This is a genomic window from Variovorax sp. GW821-FHT09B01, from assembly GCF_059418345.1.
Genome location: NZ_JBWKPQ010000018.1, coordinates 17841 through 35477, shown reverse-complemented (window position 1 = coordinate 35477; position 17637 = coordinate 17841). Strand labels below are relative to the sequence as shown.

Here is a 17637-nt window from a genome sequence, read left to right as displayed (position 1 = left end):
CTTTCATTGAACGAATTTCTACATCAATCACCGTGCAGCTCTAAAGGGCATGGAGACGGAAAAACCAATTGGACGCAAGACAGTCTAAGAACAGTTTTTATTCGACACACCGACAAATATTCCACCCTTCTCGCCACGGCAGCACGTTCGCAGTCATTTCGAAGCAACGGCATCTAGGATCAACCACGAGCGTTGAGCCCGAATTTCTCGGCGCGCCCACTACCGCAAGTCTCTTTTAATGGCGCAAATCTGGCTGATCGTTGTCGACGGATTCGAACTGTTCGATGTTGCCGCGGCGATGCAGGTCTTCGAGGCCGCCAATGTTGCTCATTCTGAGAGCCATGGAAGATCGTTCTATGAGATCCACACGTTCGTTCCTGCGCCAACGCCGGTCCAAGGCGCAGGCAGCGCCTTCCTGAACGCACGCGAATTGCCATCGAATATGAGCGAAGCAGTTCACACGGCGATGGTGATCGGTGGTGCAGCATGGAACATGCTGGGCAACTCCTCCATACACATGAGGCGAGCGAGAGAATGGATCCTCGAGCATCGATCGCAAATCGGTCGCATCGCGTCGGTCGGGACCATCGGCTTCACAGTCGCCGATGCCGCGCATCAAAGAGCAGCCCCATCGGATACACGGCGCCTGTGGGATGCTGTGTCGGCCTCCTCGGGAATGAAGCTCGCGCTCAAGCTGGTGGCAGACGACCTCGGGCAGCCTATCGCCATCAGGGTGACCGCGCAGATCGGCGCCTCCTGGGAGCCGATCGCTACACCGTTTCGGTTTCGCAGCGACCTTCCCGAACGCGCAACTGGGGACACGCGTGTCATTGCCCTGCATGCTTGGATGGTCGAAAACCTGCACAAGCGCCTGTCAGTGAACACGCTCGCCGAAAGGTTGTCGATGACGCCAAGAACCTTCGGTCGCTTCTATCTTCGGACCACTGGCATCACGCCGGCACGCGCGCTGGAGTTGCTCCGTCTCAGCCGGGCTTGCGATGAGATCGAGACAACGCCGATGTCCTTCAAAGCCATTGCCTTGCGCTGCGGTTTTTCCGCAGAAGAAGTCATGCGACGGGCATTCTTGCGGGTACTCAAGATGTCGCCGAGTGAATACCGCCGGCAGTACTGGGCCGGGACTCTCAGGAGCGGCCACAACTGACCAAAAGTCTTCCGATCGCTCTTTCGGCCTCCTGGGGGCGTCGAGGCCCGGTCAGATGCGAAGGCGACGGCCCCGCCTCTTTCCGACAGTGTGTCAGTTGGTAAACTGCTCGCTGCCGACGATCCCGATCTTGACCACACCGAGGCGCTGCGCGCTGGCCATGATGCCTGCCACATGCTTATAGGGAACACTGTTGCTCGGACGCAGATGCACTTCGGGCTGATCGGGCTGTGCGGCGACAGTCGCCAGCCGTCGCTCGAGATCAGGTCGCCCTGAAACGACTTCTCCGTTCCATCCGATCGTTCCATCGGTTTCGACCTCGATGCGGATCTCTTTCGTAGCGATCGGCGGTTGCGGATCACTGCTCGGGATCGGCATGTTCATCTTTACAGCATGCGTCTGGATGGGGATCGTGATGATGAACATGATCAACAAGACCAACATGACATCGATCAGCGGTGTCGTGTTGATGTCGACGATGATCTCTTCATCGCCGTGGCCGCTGCTTGCACTCATTGCCATTTTTGCTCTCCTATCGACTCGCGCTACCCGCAGGCGGCTCGGTGATGAATCCAACCTTCTGGATGCCTGCCCGTCGACAGGCCGCCACCAGTCGCCCGACCGCCTCGTACGGAACCTCCGCGTCGCCGCGGATGTGGACCTCGGGCTGCGGCTCCTTGACTGCGATGGTCTTCAGTCGCGCGACCACTGTCTCCACGTCGGGCATACGCTCGATTCCCCAGTACATTTCGCCATTGCGACTGACCGCAAGCACGATGTTTTCCGGCTTGGTTTGTGTGGGGACGTTTCTCTCTTTCGGGAGTTCGAGCTTGATGGACTGAGTCACAACCGGGATGGTGATCAAGAAGATGATCAGCAGTACCAACATCACATCGACCAAAGGGGTCGTGTTGATGCTGGAGTTCAAAGCCTCATCATCTCCGTCGGCGCTGACGTTCATTCCCATTTCATGGCTCCGTCTTGACGGGCGGCGACGACAAGCCCACCGTTCCATAGGCCTGGAGCAGATAAGCCGGTATGAGAACGACGAGGCTCATCGCTTGGCTCCGATCAACACATTGTGAAGATCGCCACTGAAATTGCGCACCCGCTCCATGGCACTCTTGTTGCGCCGGATCAGCCAGTTGTACCCCATCACCGCAGGCACCGCGACAGCCAGGCCAATGGCGGTCATGATCAACGCCTCACCGACGGGGCCAGCCACCTTGTCGATTGAAGCTTGGCCAGATACACCGATCGCCGTCAGTGCGTTGTAGATGCCCCAGACCGTGCCAAAAAGTCCCACAAAAGGCGCGGTAGAACCGACAGTCGCAAGAAAGGCGAGCCCATCCTGCAGCCTGCTCTGCACCTTCTCCACAGCGCGCTGGATGCTCATCGTCACCCAGGTGTGCAGATCGATCTGCTCGACCAGTGTCCCCTCGTGATGCTGGCTGGCAGTCAAGCCCTGCTCGGCGATATAGCGAAAAGCGCTTCCGTTGCGCAATGTTTGCGCGCCAGCCTGCACACTGCCGGCCTTCCAGAACGACTTGCTGGCCGCATTGGCGGCGTTGAGCAGTTTCTGCTGTTCGTACAGCTTGACGAAGATGATGCACCAACTGCCGATGCTCATGATCACCATGATGATCAGCGTGCCTCTGGCGACAAAGTCACCCTGAGCCCACAGGGCGCTCAAGCCGTAGGGATTCTCGATGGCATGGGTAGAAGACGATGCACCGGCGGCATTGCCCGGGCCTTCGCCTGTCGTCGATGAGGATACGCTCGCGTTGGTGTTTGCTGCTGGCGTCGCACTGGCTACCGGCGCCGCCGGGCCCAGCGCACTTTGGGCCGATGCAGCCAGTGCGCCAAGAAGCAGGGCGACAGATATGACAGCAAGCATGGTGCTGCGAAGGAATTTGACGAGGGTCATGAGAGCTTCTCCATTAGAAAATTTGATAGGACGTGCATCACTGGCACGTGGATCGAGCCTGGCCGCTTCTCGGGCGACCTGGGACGCGGATGTGGGGCGGGGGGAGCACGGCGGCGGACAAGGCACTATTCGAGCTTCCACACGTACTCGACGGTGGCCACCGCACCGCCTACTGGCTGCCCCTCGGTATCGGTACCGGGCTTGAACGGACACCTGCTCAGGACCTCCACCGCCGCCGCGTCCAACGAGCGGTGCTCTCGGGTGGGTCCTGAGGGTCGATCTATCTCCGCTTTCGCCACGCGTCCCGAGGCATCGATCGTGAAGCGTATGCGTGTGGTCCCGGTGACTTCCGCACGCAGTGCCGACCTCGGATATTCGGGCTTCTCGCAAGACGACACGTCGATCCGTGCAGGTGTACCCAAGGCTCGAGGCGCAGCGGGCGGTGCTGGCGGCGCAATCACCACCGGCGCGGGAGGGGGCGGCACAGAGCTGGCCGTGATGGACGGCTGTGGGTCTGCAGGCTGAGCAACATTGACCTCCGGCGGAGGCATGTAGCTTGGCGGAGGCGGCGCCACTTTGCGCGGAGGCGGGGGCCGTCGGGGTGGCTCTTGCGGCGGCGGGGGAGGTGGCGGCGGGGGAGGCGGTGCCTTGGGCTCCTCCAGGATGCTGACTTCAACGGGTGGTTTCACGACCTCCACGACCCGACGCGCCAATCCGCTTACCAGCGCCCAGCCCAAAAGCAGATGCAGCCCCACCACGATACAGAACCCGACCACCTTGCTTCCGGGTCTTCGGCTTTCACTGAAATCCATTGATCAATCCCCTAGCCGTCGATCTGCCGACCAGATGCCGGCAAGAAACAAGTCGATGCAGATGCATCGATGGCAACAAAAGCGTTGAGCGATCCGTTCATGCGAACCTCGAGGGTGAGAACGCCCTCGCCTCCGTGTATGGCTGCTTGCACTCGATGAGGTCAGCCAGAAGCCGTGCCCCCGCCGGCCCCAACGTGAATCCGTGGTGCCCGTGCCCGAAGTTGAACCACAGTCCCCGGTGTCGATGCGCTCGCCCGATGACCGGCTTCATATCGGCGCAACATGGCCGCGCGCCGATCCAAGGCTCGTCTTCGACGGGAATTCCCAAACTCAACAGTTCGCGCGCCTCGGCTTCTGCACCGGCGAGTTGGCGTGGGGTCGGATGCGCATCGATGCGTGCAATCTCTGCGCCTGTCGTAATGCGCAAGCCTCGGCGCTGCGAGGACATCACGTAGCCGCGCTCGGCGTCCAACGTCGGAACCAGCACCCCGTCACCCCCGACGTAGTGCCTGTGATAACCGCGTTTGACGAACAGCGGCAACCGGTAACCCAAGGGCTTGATCAATGCATCGGACCAAGGCCCAAGCGCGACCACCACATGCCGTGCGTGCAGGATGCCCCCGTCGAGGCGCGCCTCCCATCCAACGGAACGCTCCTGCAGCGCGATCGCATCGGCACGCAAAAAATGGCCGCCCCGTCGCGCGAAGGCTTTGGCGTAGCGTTCGACCAGCGCCCCTGGGTCGCTCACGCTCCATGACTGCACCCAATGCACAGCACCGGCGACGGGCCTTCGGAACGACGGCTCGGCCAACGCCATGTCATGGCTGTCAAGTGCGTCAAAGGAGATGCCGTACTCTTGGTTCAGACGCTCGGCCTGAACGACCGCATCCTCGAACGCGCCCTGAGTTCGGTACATCAAGCGAAGGCCCTTGCGCCGCACGAGATCTTCTGCTCGAGCAAGGGCGATGTAGCGCCCGTGTTCATCGGTGACATGTTCGATGAGACCGGCATACTCACGACTGATGCGCCGATGCTGGGAGGGGGCCGAGTTCCTCCAGTAGCGCACCAATTGAGGTAGAGCGGCCAAAAGGCCGGTGAAGTGATAGTTGATGTCCAGCCCATGTCCCAGGGCAGCCCGCATCAGTGCCTTCAAGTCGCGCGGAAACGTGTAGGGCTCGACGGCCTCGCGCTGAATGACACCCGCATTGCCATAACTCGTCTCCCGACCAATCGGCGAGCGATCGACCAGCGTGACCGAATGCCCGCGCAGCGTCAGTTCGAGGGCCGTGCAGGTGCCGACCATGCCCGCTCCCAACACCACGATTTCATCTGGCATCGGATGTGGCTTCAGTTGCTGGTTCCATGGCTGCGATCACCGTGATCTCGATGCGCGCTCCGGGCAGCAATAGCTGCGCGACCACGGTCGTGCGCGTCGGATACGGCGATTGAAAGTGCTTGCGGTACGCTGCATTGAACGCCGCAAAGTCTTCCGCCCGCGCGAGGTGAACGGTAACCTGCACAACACTCGCCAAGCTCAGGCCGACACCACGGAGCGAGGCATCGATGCGATGGAGTGTCAGATCAGTTTGAAGCGCAATGTCCTCAGGTATGGGTCCGGCATCTGGAATCGGGAGCTCACCGGAAAGGAAAAGCAGCCCATTCGTACTGCGAAGCTTGGAAAACGGAAGTTGGTTGGCAGTAAGAGTCATGATGTGTTCTGTCTCGCCCTTGGGGCACAGAGAACTTCTTTGGGTTGAAAGATGAAAAGCTCGACTCAGCGTTACGAGCGATCGGGCTGCGCGCGGTTTACAGCAGCTTGCGCAATGCCCCGAGCAGCCGGGCGATCTGCTCAGGCGTGTGGTCCGCGAAGGCAGCGCAACGCAGCACGCCCATGGGTCCGGCACCCACATAGGTGGAATACGCAACGAAGATGCCCTGGTCCCAGAGTGCGCGCTGGATGCGCTGCATGCGAAGACTGTCCCCATGCACGAAGGCAGCGATCGGTCCGGCGTTGTCCTCTACCGTCAGACCCAGTGCGCGCAGCCCCGCCTTGAGCGAACGCGCGTTCTCTCGCAAGCGCTGAAGGATTTCGGGGCGCTTGCGAATCAGGCGCAGGCTCTCCGCGGTCATTGCGGCGCCAGCGGAGCAACCCAGCACCGCGCCACGCGCCACCGGTGTCCGCCAGAGTTGTGCGATGGCCCGCGCATCACCGAGTGCCAGTCCTCCGTGCGCTCCGAAAGCCTTGGCCGCGGAGCCACCGACCACCAGGCGATGGAAAGGCAGCTGCGCAAGTTCCGCGCTGCCCCGCCCCTGCGGACCGATCGTTCCGAAGGCATGCGACTCATCAACGACCAGCCACCCATCTGAAGATGCGATGACCTGTGCGTAAGCCGAAAGCGGCGCGATCGCACCCGTCGTCGCGAACATGCCGTCTGTTGCAACAAGTGGCCGTTGACCGCGTTTGAGGGTATGCACGAGAACGCGCGCCAGGTCTTCCGCATCGCAGTGGGCAAACGAATGAATTGGCTTTCCCGTCGCATGCGCACCGTCCCGCAGGCTGTAGTGAGCCGATTCGTCGATGTATATGACATCGCAGTCGAGTGCTAGACCGGTGAGAGCAACGAGGCCGAACAAATAGCCGGTTCCGAAGTACATCGCAGCTTCCGCGCCGAAGAATCGACGGGCTTCAGCCTCGGCCTGCTGGTTCGCGCCCGAGCTGAAACCATAGTGGCGCGGAAGATGGGTGCTCGCGCCGAACTGCCGCAATGCGGAGCAACCTGCCTCGACGAGCTCGGGCATGCCGCCCAGACCGAGATAGGCCGAACCGCCAAAGCAAAGCAGTTCCCGCCCGTCAACCATCATCGACGCGCCACTGGGCGACCCGACAAGACGGGGTTGTCGTTCGCCGGCAGCGAGGGAGGTAGTGGTATTCATGCCAAATGCGGAGACGGGTTGTCCGTCGCGGGAAAGAAGTGCATATGTCGATTGCGGTACGGAAGATGCGCAAAGTCCATCGACAGTGCAGCACCGGTTTCGATCACGTGCCGGTCGGTCGATAGCTTGGAGAACTCCGCGTAGTAGTGATGGCTGGACTTCACCGCGATGACCTGCGCTTCGTGAAGTGGAACGCCCAGGCCGGTAAAAGCGGTGGGCGACAGCGTCTGTTGCCGTCGGCTGCTCAGGACGATGTCCGTGGCGTTGACTCGGATCCATGCAGCGCGACCGAGTGGGTCGCGAATATTCCCAACCCACTGAACATGGTCGAGTGCGAGTCCCCGAACACTTGCTTCGACCTCGAGCGGTTGTCCTGATACCGCGCCCCCCTTGCCGCCCAGGCTCAGTTGCAAGCGGGCTCCGATACCTGACTCGAAGCACGCCTGGACACTCTCCGGGTCTACCAACATCCCCACAGCGCTACGCAACTTCGTGCGCTGCACCAGTTCGGCGAGCAGGACGGTGTGGTCGCCTGGCGCCCCGCCGCCCGGGTTATCGCCTGCGTCTGCCAACAGTCGTGGCTTTCCGCCCTGTGCATCGAAGCCATCGAGCGCCTGCCTGACGGTTTCCAGGCGGGGCAGCATCGCATGACGAATCCGATAGAGCGCCTGTGCGAGCTCCGTTGCCTGGGCCATGGCAAAGGCGGCGTCGCCGTCCGCCACCACGAGCACTTTGGTCCCTGCATCCGGCACATCGCCCCATGGAAATCCATGCACGAGACTCACCGACAGGATGCCAGGGCGCGCTTCCACCTCGCTCATCCAGTTCACAAGCCCGCGCATCGGCTCGATGGTCGTGGGATAGAAGCCAACCATGCGGCAATCCGCCACAGCCATGACCGGACGCGTGACGCCGCTTGCCGCGGCCCGACACGCATCGAACAGCTCCGTGGCCCGGGCTTCGTAGTCGGTATGCGGGTACTCGCGCATGAGGATGATGACATCGGCATGCTGGGTCATGGTGGACGTCATGTGACAGTGCGGATCGAGTTCAACGCCGATCACGCACTGCGGGCCCACGAGTTCGCGCATGGCCCGGATCAGATCTCCTTCGCAGTCGTCTTCGCCTTCGGCCACCATGGCCCCGTGAAGGAACAACAGCACCATGTCCAACGGCATCGCTGCGCGCGCTGCGTTGAGGATCTCCCCACGCAACTGTGCGTATGCCTCGGCCCTCACGCGCCCCGCCGGCTGCGCGATGGCATACACGCCTTCGATCACATCATCGCCATAGCGGCGCGCGCGAAGACGCCACTGCTCCACAATCGGGCCAACATCGCCCAGCGCTCGCGCCGGCGTGGGCCCACGAATGATGCCAAGCTCCTCGAACGATGCGAGCGTGGTTGGATGCTCCGAGAACGTGTTGGTCTCCGTGACCAGCGCAGAAGTAAAAATCTTCATGAAAAAGCCTGTCTTAAAGCGCACGCAAACGTGGCGCGAGCGAAGCGACCATCACCAGCGCGAGCACGAGTACCGAAGCCGGCGCCGCCATCCACAGCGAAGCCAGGCGCTGTAGCGAAGGCGCATCGGGCGTCGCGCCCAGGGTCCCGACCCAGTCGAGCCCGATCCCGACGACGATGCCGCCGAGCGATTGGCCAAGCTTTTCGGCGGAAAAGAGAACGCCGAGGTAGAGCCCGAGGCTTTCGCCTTTCGCGGACGACCGCGTGGCAGTCTCCATTGCCAGTGTGGTGATCAGTACCGTAAGTCCTCCGCACGCGACACCGAACATCGCGCCCCCGGCGACCATCGACGTCAGCGTGCGCGGCCCGGCCGTGAACCAGACGACGCCGACGAGCGCCAAAAATAGCGCGCCGCCGAGGATGCGCGCGGGTGCAACGCGACGCGCGACCCATGGCGCCGCGGCGACTCCCGCCAGCAGGGCGACAAAGATCGGCGTGAGCAGTACCGAGAGGTTTTCTGGACCTGCCTTGAGCAAATGCTTGTTGGCGTAGGGCAAGGCGCTGAAGAGCGCAGTCGAACTGGTGCCGAGCAGCACAAGGATCAGAGCGACGCCGTAGAAGGCCTTGTTGCGTAGCGTTGCCCGCAGAGCCTTCGGCAGCGACGGCGGCCGCTCTCGCTCGACTCCGGTGCGCAATGGAACCCGCCGCACAACCCACCAACAGACACCCAAAGCGACAAAAGCGCCGGCGGCGAGGACCAGTGCTGCGCCGAGGTAACCGCCATGAAATGCGCTGAAGCGTGCGACGATCTGCGGCGCCAACACGGTCACCAAAAGTCCTGCGATGGTTTGTCCAAGTGCGCGTGAGGACATCAAGGTGCTGCGATGTTCCATGCCATCGCACATATCACTCGCGATTGCAGTGTGGGCTACAGTGAACACGGTGAGCAACAGCGATTGCAGGACCAAGAAGGACCCCAGCACAAAGATCCTGACCGGCATCGGAAAGGCCACTGTTGGCACAAAGAGCAGCACCAGAATCAAGGGGAGCGAGAAGGCACTGAAGGCAATCAGATGACTTCGACTGCCCGCCGCGCGCGCGGCGTTGTCGCTCCGGCGCCCGATCCATGGGTCGAGCAGCAGATCAGCGAGCTTGGGAATGGCCAACAGCACGCCTGCAAGTGCGGGTGGTATCTTTGCAAACTCTGTCAGGTAGAACAGAAAGAGCAGAGGCACCACGCCAGAACTCAAAGTCGAGCCGAACGCCCCGGCACCGAATCCAGCCAGGGCTATGCGCGAGGGCGCGCGCATCTCAGCCATGGGCGCGATCCCTTGTGAACCGTAGCTGTCGTGTGCGTGCGGTATCCAACAGCATCTCGCGTTGGCCATCCTTGCCAGTCACAAGTCGCAGCGTGCCGTGCAGGGGTACTGCGGGGTCTTCGCTGACCATCAGACATGTGTCTTCGAGCAAGGGTTCCAACTTGTACGTGCTACGGCCATACAGTCCCGCGACGCGCATCGATTCGGGGCGCCCTTCGCCAATCACGACATCGCCACCGAGTTCATTGCTGTGCCATTTACCCGCGAAGCGCTCGACGACCTGCGGCCCCTTTTCGGCGTCCCCAACCCGATCACACCGATAGCGGCGTCCTTGCTCGATAACGTCGATGGCGATAACCCTTTCGGTATCGCCGCGCACGAGTTCGACCGTCAAGGCAATCACCGACAGCAGGTTCACGCGCAGCACATCCGATGTCGCCTGAGTCAACGGCAGCGGAAGCCCGAAGCTGCGAAGGACCAGGGTCTCTTCGTGCTTCGCGATGGCAAAGTGGCGACCGTTCAAGGCGCAGTGGTAGTCACCGCACAGCGCATCCGAATGCTGCGGGCTCACCGGAGCCTCCGGCGGTTCGAGCTCATCCTCGAGCATCACGATCAGCAGCTGTTGTGCGATCTCCGCCGCGGTCACGTCGCTGCGGTTGCTCATGACCACGATCTGTACGCCATGCTCGGGCGCCGCGAGCATCTGACATGTCCCGCCCACCACGCCCCCGGCATGATGAAAGATCCGCACGCCGCGCCAAGTCTCACGAATGAGACCGAAGCCGTACGGATTGAGGTATCCATTGTTCAGCTCGGTCGGCGCCATCATTTCCTGCGACAGCGCCTGGGGCCAGATCCTGGGCGTGATGAGATGGCTCAGCCAGCGCTGCATGTCATCCAATGTGGAAGCGATGCCACCTTCGCCCAGAATGACGGAAGGGAAAATCCCCTTTGAAAACCCGCCTTCGGCCTTGGCAATGTGCGATGTTGCGCTGCCCAGCAGCGGATCGAGGTCCGTACACCATAGGAAGGTGTCGTTCATCGACAGCGGCTCGAACAACCGCTCTCGCAGCCCCTGCGCCAACGATACGCCAAGCACACGCTCGAGCACCTTCGACAACATGCGGTATCCACCGTTGTTGTACATGAACTGCTCGCCAGGCTCGAAGTTTTGCTCTTGCTGTCGGCATTGATACTCGAAGGCCCCTTCGCTCGGCACCACGGTCATTCCGTTGGACAACAACGAGAGGTCCAAATAGTCGCGCGTGCCCCCCGTGTGGTTCATGAACTGCCGAAGCGTGCGCACGCCCTGGCTTGCTGGGAGCTCGGGCAGCCAACGGCTCGCCGGCTCGTCGATCGAAAGCACGCCTTCATCGCGAAGCAGCAGCGCCAGCGCGCAGGCGAAATGCTTGCTCGTCGAGCCGATACGCATCTTTGTGGAGGGCGTATTGATGACGCCCGAATCCAGGCTCGCCATGCCGTAGCCCCGGCGCAGCAACGTTTTCCCATGGTGCTGCACGCTCGCCACCAGGCCGGGAGCGTCGTTGCGGTGGAGCGAGGAAAGCACGGCTTCCAGCTTTTCTGTGCGGTCAAGGGTCATGGTATTTATTCAGTCCTAAAATGAACAATCAATCATTATTTTTTGAAGCGGCATGCCCAAACGAGATGAGAGCCACATGGCGTCGGTGCGCAAGCAAATCCTGGACGCCGCCCGCGTCGTTTTTGAGCGCAAGGGAGTCGCCGACGCATCGATGGCCGAGATCAGCACCCAAGCGGGCCTTTCGATCGGCACCATCTACGTGCACTTCCGTGCAAAGGAGGACGTCCTGCTTCAGTTGATCGAAGCGGCAGACGTCAATGCATCGCCTTTCGAGCAGTGCACCAGTGCGGGCGAGTTGCTCGGTCTTGTCGAGGGCCTGCTGAAGGCTCAGGAGCGGCCGGATGCCAGCAACCAGACGGCGCGCACGGCACTCGAAGTAGCCGCCATCACGCGACGCAACCCCGAGGTCCAAGCCGTTGTCACCAGAAACTTCAAGAGCTTGCGCCGCGCCCTGCTCGAGGCCGTGGTGCGCATCGGCCAGGCATCTGGTCATGGAGATGACACTGAAGTGCTCGCCATCGGCGAATCGATGCTGGCGCTGCTTGTAGCGGCTCAAGCTCAGATGTTGATCGGGGTTCCTACCCATGCGGAAGCCAAACTCAAGGCCGCACGGCTGCTGATCAAGTTGCTGCATGGCGCCCCCGTGAAGGTGAAGCGTTAGCCCATGGCGGCCGTTCACTTGTTTCGATGGCGAAGGCTGTATCGTCAAAGCCGATGTAGCCATCCGCATAGGTTGCCGCTGGCGCGGTGTCCGAAGCCATCAGCAGGGGCGCATCGAGATCGACCAGATCGGCCCATTGGGCCGCGATGAACGCCGGCTGGATGGCACGAGATCGTCCCCCCATGCAGCCGACCATTACTTTCATGCCGCGCTCGCGTGCAGCGCGGATCAACAGCATGGCAGCGCTCAGGCCGCCGCACTTGTCGAGTTTGATATTGGCAACCTGATATCTCTGTGCGACTTGGTCCAGGTCCTCGATGGTCTGCAACGACTCGTCCGCGGCGATCGGGATCGGCGAGAAGTAGCCCTGTAGATCGCGGTCGTTGGCTGCGGGCAGTGGCTGTTCGATGAGCGCCACCCTGCAGGCGAGCAACGTACCCATCATTCGCTCGAGATGGGCCATCGACCAACCCTCGTTCGCGTCGATGGAGAGCGTGACGTCCGGCCGTGCCGCACGCACCGCATTGACCCGATCGACATCGATGTCGTTGCCTTCGAGCTTGAGCTTGAGAGCTTTGGCACTCGGATGCAAGCGCGCCACCTGCGTCATCTGTTCCGGATCGTCGACGCCAAGCGTCACCATGGTGAGGAGTGGACGCAGCGAGGGCAGAAATGCCATGCGGTAGACGGGTTCTCCCCGGTGCGCTGCCATGAGCTGCCAGAGCACCCAATCGAGCGCATTGCGCGCGCCACCTGTGGGCATTTTCTGAACTTCGCGCCACGCGCCGAGAAGGTCTTGCGGCACCCATTCGCGCATGGCCTCGATGTCTTGCTTCATTCGGAGGCCATCCTCGCCGCGGTAGAACACACCGGCAGCCTCCGCGTGCACGACATGAGGCCCGTGGCGCGCGTCGACGTTCAGGACGCACTGACCCGACAGCACACGCCCGGCGATGGCCAACGGCTGCTTGAAAAGGATGTCCTGCGCGGACGCGAGAATTTCCATCGCGTCTTCACCCTCAGGAGAAGTCCATCGAAAACTGCAACCCGATGGTGCGCGGCGTGATCAGGTTCACCCGTGCCGGTCCGCCCGCAGTGCTCAGCGTGGTGTCCGCTGCCGTCTGTCCACGGCGATTGGTCAAGTTGCGCACGAACAGACCCACATTGACCTTACCCACCTGTACGCCGCCGCGCAGGTCGATCGCGGTGTAGGCTGGCAACCTGTATTGCGGAATGCCGGGGGAGGACTTGAAGCTGTTCAAGCGGTCGCCCGTATAGCGCAGCGTCGCGCCGAAGTACGCCGGATAGCCGCTGACGCTGAAGTTGTAGTCAGCCTGCACCGCGGCCGATACGCGCGCCGTATTGGGCAGTCGATCGCCAGCCCTTCCGCCCAGATCAGGGCTGTCGTCCACCAGCTTCGCGTCGATGACGCTGAGCGAGGTAGCCAATCGCAGCGAGTCGATCGGGGCAGCCCGCATCGTCCATTCAAGGCCGCGAGAACGCGCGCGCCCCGCATTTCCGATGCCGGAGAAGCCCGCGCTCGACGTGAACACCTGCATGTCCTTCCAGTCGATCTGGTACAGCGCCACCTCAGTCGACAAGCGGCCCGGTATCACGTCGCCTTTCCAGCCCAGCTCATAGCTCCACAAGCTGTCGGATTTGAAGGAGGAGTTCGTGAGCGGTGCGCCGGTCAATGGATTCACGATGAGCGGCAGCGGCCCCCCCGGGCGGTATCCGCTCGCAGCGCGCACATAGATCGCTTGATGTTCGGCAGGACGCCATCTTCCTGTGAGCAACCAGGTCGTCACACCCTCCGATGACTGAGACGCAGGCTGGGGCTTTGGCGCGAAGATGCCGCTGAACTGCTGATCGAGGCGTTGGCTGTTACGGCTGTGGCGCACCCCCATGGTGACGTCGGCATCCGGCGTGATGTAGTAAGTGCCGGTGCCGAAGATGGCGGTTTCACGGAAGGTCGATGGAAATTTGGCATCCGCCAGAATCGGATTCGTCGGCTGCGCGAACGCGTTGAACGGGCTGAGATGCTGCGTCTTGGAGCCGGTTTCGTCGGTATAGAAGAAGCCCCCCAGCCATTCAAACTGCCGACTGCGCGGCGAGGTCAGACGCACCTCCTGGGTGAACTTCCGGTTGCTGAAGCCATAGTCCATGCCGTAGGCACTGTTGACGATCCCTTGCGGAGCGAGCAACGGCACGTAGAGTGCGGAGGTGTCCACGCGCCCCGCGCTCGAGGTGCGCTGCCATCCGGTGATCGCATCGAGCGTGGCCCACTTCAGGTCCACCTTGAGTGCTGCGGATACCAGGTCGTTGCGGACCTCGGATGGCTCGCTCAACATGAGCCGCTTCGTCAGTGCGCCGTAGAGAGGTCGACCTGTCGCGATGTCCATGTCTTGCGTTGAGGCGCCGTCACGCTCCTGGTTCTGGGTCAACGCGGTCAGCCGGACAGTCACGTCCTTCGAAGGCGTCAGCAGCAAGGCGACGCGAGCACCGTCCGTCTTCGAACCGTCCACCAGGCGTCCGGAGCGATTGACGTCACGGATGAATCCGCCATCCGAACGCTGATAAACGGTCGCCCGCAAGCCGGCGACGCCGTCGCTCAGCGGCGCGTTCAGCATGCCGCGCATGACGTGCCCGGCCTTGCCGCCGTGCACGCCGGAGGCTTCAGCGGTGACCTGGCCGCTGAACGCGCTCGGATCCGGCTCTACTGCCACATACTTGATCAGCCCCCCCATGGCGCCGGCGCCATACAGCGTTCCCTGGGGTCCACGAAGCGACTCGACGCTCGCGAGATCGAACAGGCCCAGGTCCAGCGAGGACGAGCCTCCACCCGCATAGGCGGAGCTCGAGCCGAATGGAACGTCATCCACGTACATGCCCACCGTCGCGCCGACTTGCGAGCCCGTCGAGATACCGCGCATCGTGATCTGGCTTCCGCCTGTGCCACCCCCCGACTGGTTGTGGTTCATGCCCGGCAGCAACGCGGCCAGGTCACTCAGCGACTGGTAACCGCCGCGCTCCATGTCCTCTCCTTTGAGCACCTCCGCCGTCAACGGGACCTCTCTTGCAGGCTCCCTTCGCCGCTGCGCGGTGACGCTGATCGATTCAATTGATTTGGGGGTAACGGACTCGGCGGCGGGCACAGCCGGTGATGCTTCTGACTGCGCACTGGCGTAAAGATGCACGCTGCCACAGGCAATGGCGATCGTGGCTCGCAGCCAAGCAGGGCGCCGGTGCGCGCGAAGTTGATCTCGAAGAACTAGCATTTGTCTCCTATCAAAATGAATGAGGCTTCGTTTTTTTTGGATTGTGCGGTTTTTCGTTCGCAGGTGCAAGGGGTAGTTCAAAAGTCCGTGCATGCATCCGAAAGAATGCAGCCGTGGCCGCCTGCTCGCGGCCGCACAAAGGAAGGAGCTGCTAGATTTGGTGCACAGCGCGCAGCCGAACTGCATCGAAGCCCGGAGCGGTCGCTATAGGTACGTGGGCATGAAGTGCCGGAGTCCGATCAGGGCGTAGCGCGCCGAGTAACGTGCGGGCCCGCCCTGCGGTCGCCTCGGTCTCGCAAGTGTCCTCGCGTGACGTTCACGCCCGTTGGGGCTGCGTGTCAGCTGTCGTGAAACGGGCCGTTCTGTCGTACTAGGCGGTTGTTGTGGCCTCAGACCCGAGCGTGGGCTTCATTGCAGCTGCTGAAGATGGCGCAATTCCGGGCTTTGTATGCGAGCCTCAGCACGTCGGCTGTGCGAGAGGGAAACCCGCCGTAGAGTATTCGCACTCCAAATCCGGCGACTCTCTCGGCGGCGCGTAAGCTCCTGATCGCGTCTACGGAGCCGGAAAACGGCGTCGACTGACCCATGCCGGATCAGCAGGCTCGAGCTGAATGTCACGGCTCCCACAAACTGCAAAGAAAATTCTCATGACCACCCAGCGCGCCGAGTCGGATGCTTGCACCCTGCTCGGCGCGGATCACAAGAACGTGAAGACGCTCTTCGCGGCCTATGATCAAATCGTCGGCTCGAAGGGGCCGAGGTCGAGCGCGCCAGCGCCAAGGACTTGATCGCCCAGATCCAGAACGCCGAGGAGATCAACGCGAAGTTCGATGCCAAGTTCAAGATGCTGCGCAAATATATTGACCATCACCTCAAAGGGGAGCGTAACGAAAAATGTTCCTCTGACACGTGCGGCCGAGGGCCTTGCCAGTCACTCCGCGCCGGTCGCGCAGCAGATCGAGCAGGCTGACCCAGGCCTCGACCTCGAGCGCCTGCGGCGCGCCATTGATCCGCAAGCTCAGGAGCTGGCGCGAAGGCGCCCGCCGCGCGGACGCGGGCTCGTTCGTGGGATCGGTCATCGTGATCCTTGGCTGAGAGTGCTCTAGCTCGCACGCACAACCGCAGTGAGAGGCCGCTAAATTATGGAAGCGACGGCGGCAGTTCGTCGGACATGAGCCCGGCACTACGTGGGGCATCCATCATGGAGCGGTCAGCAGCCTGCGCCGACGTCCTGTGTTGCGACGTTTGTCGACGGCATGCAACGTCCATCTGGCCAGGTTCGCGGACGCGCCTTCCGGCACCCGCGCCCACGCTTTCGCTTCAGGGCCGGTGCGGATCGGGAAAGTGTTCGGCCAGTTGGCGCGGTGCGACGAATCGCCGCCATTCACCGGGCCCCTGGGCAAGGCGGTTTGCGATCGCATAGAGCACCGACGGATGACTGCCGAGGCCCAAGTGGCTCGCATGGACCTCGATGTTTTCGCTGGTCGCAGCCTCGCGCGACTGCATGCTCGATCGCCAGGATACGATGCCATCGGTTCGACTGAAAATCGAAGTCGTGGGTACGGACAACGATCGCTTCGCTGCGCTCCCGTTTAGTGGCGCGCCCAGAGTAATCACGCATCGCACCGCCGAGGGCCGGCGGACTGCCAGCGTCCGCGCGTACACGCCGCCCAGGCTCCAGCCAATCACGCTGACACTCCCCTTCGATGTGGCCGCGAGATAGTCAAGGCGTTCTTCGAGCCGGGCTTCCAGACCGGGCCGGATGCCCCAATTCGTCCCCTGCTTCCAGCCGTGGGCGTCATAGCCGCGCGAACCGAGGTAATGGCGCAGAAGATGGGTGGCGTTGTCATCGGAGCCCAGGCCGGGGAGCACGAGTACGGGATGGCCGTCGCCGCGCGGCGCCATCTGCAGTAGCGGCCAGCAAGCGAAGGTGGCTGCGACTTCGGCCATCGCGCGGCCCTCAAGCAGCAGCAGAAAGGAGGGAGGTGCGCTTGGGGCAGTATGAAGCATGGGGCCTGACGGGGAAAAGGGGCTAAGGCCACGCAGTGGGCGGCCGGGGCCTGCCACACACCGTAGGCGGTGGGCTTGCTGCGCTGTGGTGGAAAGACCGCTACCGGGCCACCACCCGCTGGAGATCAGCTGCGGTCAGCGTGGTCGATGGACTTCGATCGCATTCACGAACCATGCTTCACGGCATCGCTGTCGCGCGACATTACGTTCCACATCATCAGCCCCCAGTCATCGAACACAGTGCGGCCCTTAGAGCCCGCGCCAAGCCATTTTTGTCCTTGCAGCCGGTATGACGGAAAATGTGCCAGCAATCCGAATTTTCAAAACAACTTCCAATGTGACTTGTTTTTTTGCCGGCAGCGCATTTCTCCCGACGCAGTCCGCGCTCTTTTCTTGGCGAAACGTGAATCGACTGGGAGCCAGGGCTCTTTTCATTTACGCATCTCGCAACGACTTGAAGTCATATTTATCGATG

Annotated in this window: 17 protein-coding genes; 3 read left to right on the top strand and 14 right to left on the bottom strand. The window is 62.1% G+C overall.

The window, feature by feature from the left end; all coding sequences use genetic code 11:
- Nucleotides 1-238 precede the first annotated feature (238 nt).
- Nucleotides 239-1162: a GlxA family transcriptional regulator gene (locus AC07RV_RS33530; RefSeq protein ID WP_208512621.1), complete on the top strand. Its 924-nt coding sequence runs from the start codon at nt 239-241 to the stop codon at nt 1160-1162.
- Between the two features lie 93 nt (nt 1163-1255).
- Here the strand turns inward: AC07RV_RS33530 and AC07RV_RS33525 are convergent, their stop codons facing one another.
- The 10 genes from AC07RV_RS33525 to AC07RV_RS33480 form a co-directional block, all read right to left on the bottom strand.
- Nucleotides 1256-1684 (bottom strand): ExbD/TolR family protein, encoded by a 429-nt coding sequence (locus AC07RV_RS33525; RefSeq protein ID WP_208512620.1) that lies wholly within the window; start codon nt 1682-1684, stop codon nt 1256-1258.
- A 10-nt stretch (nt 1685-1694) separates the two neighbouring features.
- Entirely contained in the window at nt 1695-2129 is a 435-nt protein-coding gene (locus tag AC07RV_RS33520) for an ExbD/TolR family protein (protein WP_208512619.1), read from the bottom strand.
- Between the two features lie 87 nt (nt 2130-2216).
- Nucleotides 2217-3089, bottom strand: coding sequence for a MotA/TolQ/ExbB proton channel family protein (locus tag AC07RV_RS33515; protein WP_296779243.1), 873 nt, complete (start codon nt 3087-3089; stop codon nt 2217-2219).
- Between the two features lie 125 nt (nt 3090-3214).
- The gene (locus tag AC07RV_RS33510; protein WP_281078575.1) at nt 3215-3640 is read right to left on the bottom strand and encodes an energy transducer TonB; all 426 of its coding nucleotides are present in this window, start codon (nt 3638-3640) and stop codon (nt 3215-3217) included.
- Between the two features lie 358 nt (nt 3641-3998).
- Nucleotides 3999-5237, bottom strand: coding sequence for an NAD(P)/FAD-dependent oxidoreductase (locus tag AC07RV_RS33505; protein WP_296779239.1), 1239 nt, complete (start codon nt 5235-5237; stop codon nt 3999-4001).
- Nucleotides 5227-5610, bottom strand: a complete 384-nt coding sequence (locus AC07RV_RS33500; protein ID WP_296779237.1) for a RidA family protein — start codon at nt 5608-5610, stop codon at nt 5227-5229. The genes AC07RV_RS33505 and AC07RV_RS33500 overlap by 11 nt, the downstream gene beginning before the upstream one ends.
- A 97-nt stretch (nt 5611-5707) precedes the next feature.
- Nucleotides 5708-6835: an aminotransferase class I/II-fold pyridoxal phosphate-dependent enzyme gene (locus tag AC07RV_RS33495; RefSeq protein WP_208512614.1), complete on the bottom strand. Its 1128-nt coding sequence runs from the start codon at nt 6833-6835 to the stop codon at nt 5708-5710.
- A complete protein-coding gene (locus AC07RV_RS33490; RefSeq protein WP_296779234.1) occupies nt 6832-8295 on the bottom strand; it encodes a M81 family metallopeptidase in 1464 nt (487 codons plus the stop codon). Before AC07RV_RS33490 ends, AC07RV_RS33495 begins: the two co-directional genes overlap by 4 nt.
- Before the next feature lie 13 nt (nt 8296-8308).
- Complete coding sequence (locus AC07RV_RS33485) at nt 8309-9613, bottom strand: MFS transporter (RefSeq protein WP_296779232.1); 1305 nt, start codon at nt 9611-9613, stop codon at nt 8309-8311.
- Complete coding sequence (locus AC07RV_RS33480; protein WP_296779229.1) at nt 9606-11213, bottom strand: serine hydrolase domain-containing protein; 1608 nt, start codon at nt 11211-11213, stop codon at nt 9606-9608. The genes AC07RV_RS33485 and AC07RV_RS33480 overlap by 8 nt, the downstream gene beginning before the upstream one ends.
- A gap of 76 nt (nt 11214-11289) precedes the next feature.
- Here AC07RV_RS33480 and AC07RV_RS33475 point away from each other — a divergent pair, with 76 nt between their 5' ends.
- Nucleotides 11290-11874 carry a TetR/AcrR family transcriptional regulator gene (locus tag AC07RV_RS33475; protein WP_296779227.1) on the top strand — a complete coding sequence of 195 codons (585 nt, stop codon included), beginning with the start codon at nt 11290-11292 and terminating at the stop codon, nt 11872-11874.
- Here AC07RV_RS33475 and AC07RV_RS33470 read toward each other — a convergent pair.
- Nucleotides 11834-12880 (bottom strand): enolase C-terminal domain-like protein, encoded by a 1047-nt coding sequence (locus tag AC07RV_RS33470; RefSeq protein ID WP_296779225.1) that lies wholly within the window; start codon nt 12878-12880, stop codon nt 11834-11836. The two genes, AC07RV_RS33475 and AC07RV_RS33470, sit on opposite strands and share 41 nt — an antisense overlap.
- Nucleotides 12881-12893: 13 nt before the next feature.
- On the bottom strand, nt 12894-15152 hold the full coding sequence (locus AC07RV_RS33465) for a TonB-dependent receptor (RefSeq protein ID WP_366928996.1): 2259 nt from the start codon (nt 15150-15152) through the stop codon (nt 12894-12896).
- A gap of 647 nt (nt 15153-15799) precedes the next feature.
- Here AC07RV_RS33465 and AC07RV_RS33460 point away from each other — a divergent pair.
- Entirely contained in the window at nt 15800-15940 is a 141-nt protein-coding gene (locus AC07RV_RS33460; RefSeq protein ID WP_296779220.1) for a hypothetical protein, read from the top strand.
- A gap of 84 nt (nt 15941-16024) precedes the next feature.
- Here the strand turns inward: AC07RV_RS33460 and AC07RV_RS33455 are convergent, their stop codons facing one another.
- Both AC07RV_RS33455 and AC07RV_RS33450 read right to left on the bottom strand, forming a co-directional pair.
- Nucleotides 16025-16231, bottom strand: a complete 207-nt coding sequence (locus tag AC07RV_RS33455; protein ID WP_296779218.1) for a (2Fe-2S)-binding protein — start codon at nt 16229-16231, stop codon at nt 16025-16027.
- Nucleotides 16232-16472: 241 nt separating this feature from the next.
- Nucleotides 16473-17102 (bottom strand): lipase family alpha/beta hydrolase, encoded by a 630-nt coding sequence (locus tag AC07RV_RS33450; protein WP_296779215.1) that lies wholly within the window; start codon nt 17100-17102, stop codon nt 16473-16475.
- Between the last annotated feature and the right edge of the window lie 535 nt (nt 17103-17637).

Coding starts and splice junctions, on each gene's coding strand:
- AC07RV_RS33475 (WP_296779227.1), top strand. CDS start 11,290: ATGGCGTCGGTGCGCAAGCAAATCCTGGACGCCGCCCGCGTCGTTTTT.
- AC07RV_RS33525 (WP_208512620.1), bottom strand. CDS start 1,684: ATGGCAATGAGTGCAAGCAGCGGCCACGGCGATGAAGAGATCATCGTC.
- AC07RV_RS33485 (WP_296779232.1), bottom strand. CDS start 9,613: ATGGCTGAGATGCGCGCGCCCTCGCGCATAGCCCTGGCTGGATTCGGT.
- AC07RV_RS33530 (WP_208512621.1), top strand. CDS start 239: ATGGCGCAAATCTGGCTGATCGTTGTCGACGGATTCGAACTGTTCGAT.
- AC07RV_RS33490 (WP_296779234.1), bottom strand. CDS start 8,295: ATGAAGATTTTTACTTCTGCGCTGGTCACGGAGACCAACACGTTCTCG.
- AC07RV_RS33450 (WP_296779215.1), bottom strand. CDS start 17,102: ATGGCCGAAGTCGCAGCCACCTTCGCTTGCTGGCCGCTACTGCAGATG.
- AC07RV_RS33470 (WP_296779225.1), bottom strand. CDS start 12,880: ATGGAAATTCTCGCGTCCGCGCAGGACATCCTTTTCAAGCAGCCGTTG.
- AC07RV_RS33505 (WP_296779239.1), bottom strand. CDS start 5,237: ATGCCAGATGAAATCGTGGTGTTGGGAGCGGGCATGGTCGGCACCTGC.
- AC07RV_RS33460 (WP_296779220.1), top strand. CDS start 15,800: ATGACCACCCAGCGCGCCGAGTCGGATGCTTGCACCCTGCTCGGCGCG.
- AC07RV_RS33480 (WP_296779229.1), bottom strand. CDS start 11,213: ATGACCCTTGACCGCACAGAAAAGCTGGAAGCCGTGCTTTCCTCGCTC.
- AC07RV_RS33510 (WP_281078575.1), bottom strand. CDS start 3,640: ATGCCTCCGCCGGAGGTCAATGTTGCTCAGCCTGCAGACCCACAGCCG.
- AC07RV_RS33495 (WP_208512614.1), bottom strand. CDS start 6,835: ATGAATACCACTACCTCCCTCGCTGCCGGCGAACGACAACCCCGTCTT.
- AC07RV_RS33465 (WP_366928996.1), bottom strand. CDS start 15,152: ATGCTAGTTCTTCGAGATCAACTTCGCGCGCACCGGCGCCCTGCTTGG.
- AC07RV_RS33515 (WP_296779243.1), bottom strand. CDS start 3,089: ATGACCCTCGTCAAATTCCTTCGCAGCACCATGCTTGCTGTCATATCT.
- AC07RV_RS33455 (WP_296779218.1), bottom strand. CDS start 16,231: ATGACCGATCCCACGAACGAGCCCGCGTCCGCGCGGCGGGCGCCTTCG.
- AC07RV_RS33520 (WP_208512619.1), bottom strand. CDS start 2,129: ATGGGAATGAACGTCAGCGCCGACGGAGATGATGAGGCTTTGAACTCC.
- AC07RV_RS33500 (WP_296779237.1), bottom strand. CDS start 5,610: ATGACTCTTACTGCCAACCAACTTCCGTTTTCCAAGCTTCGCAGTACG.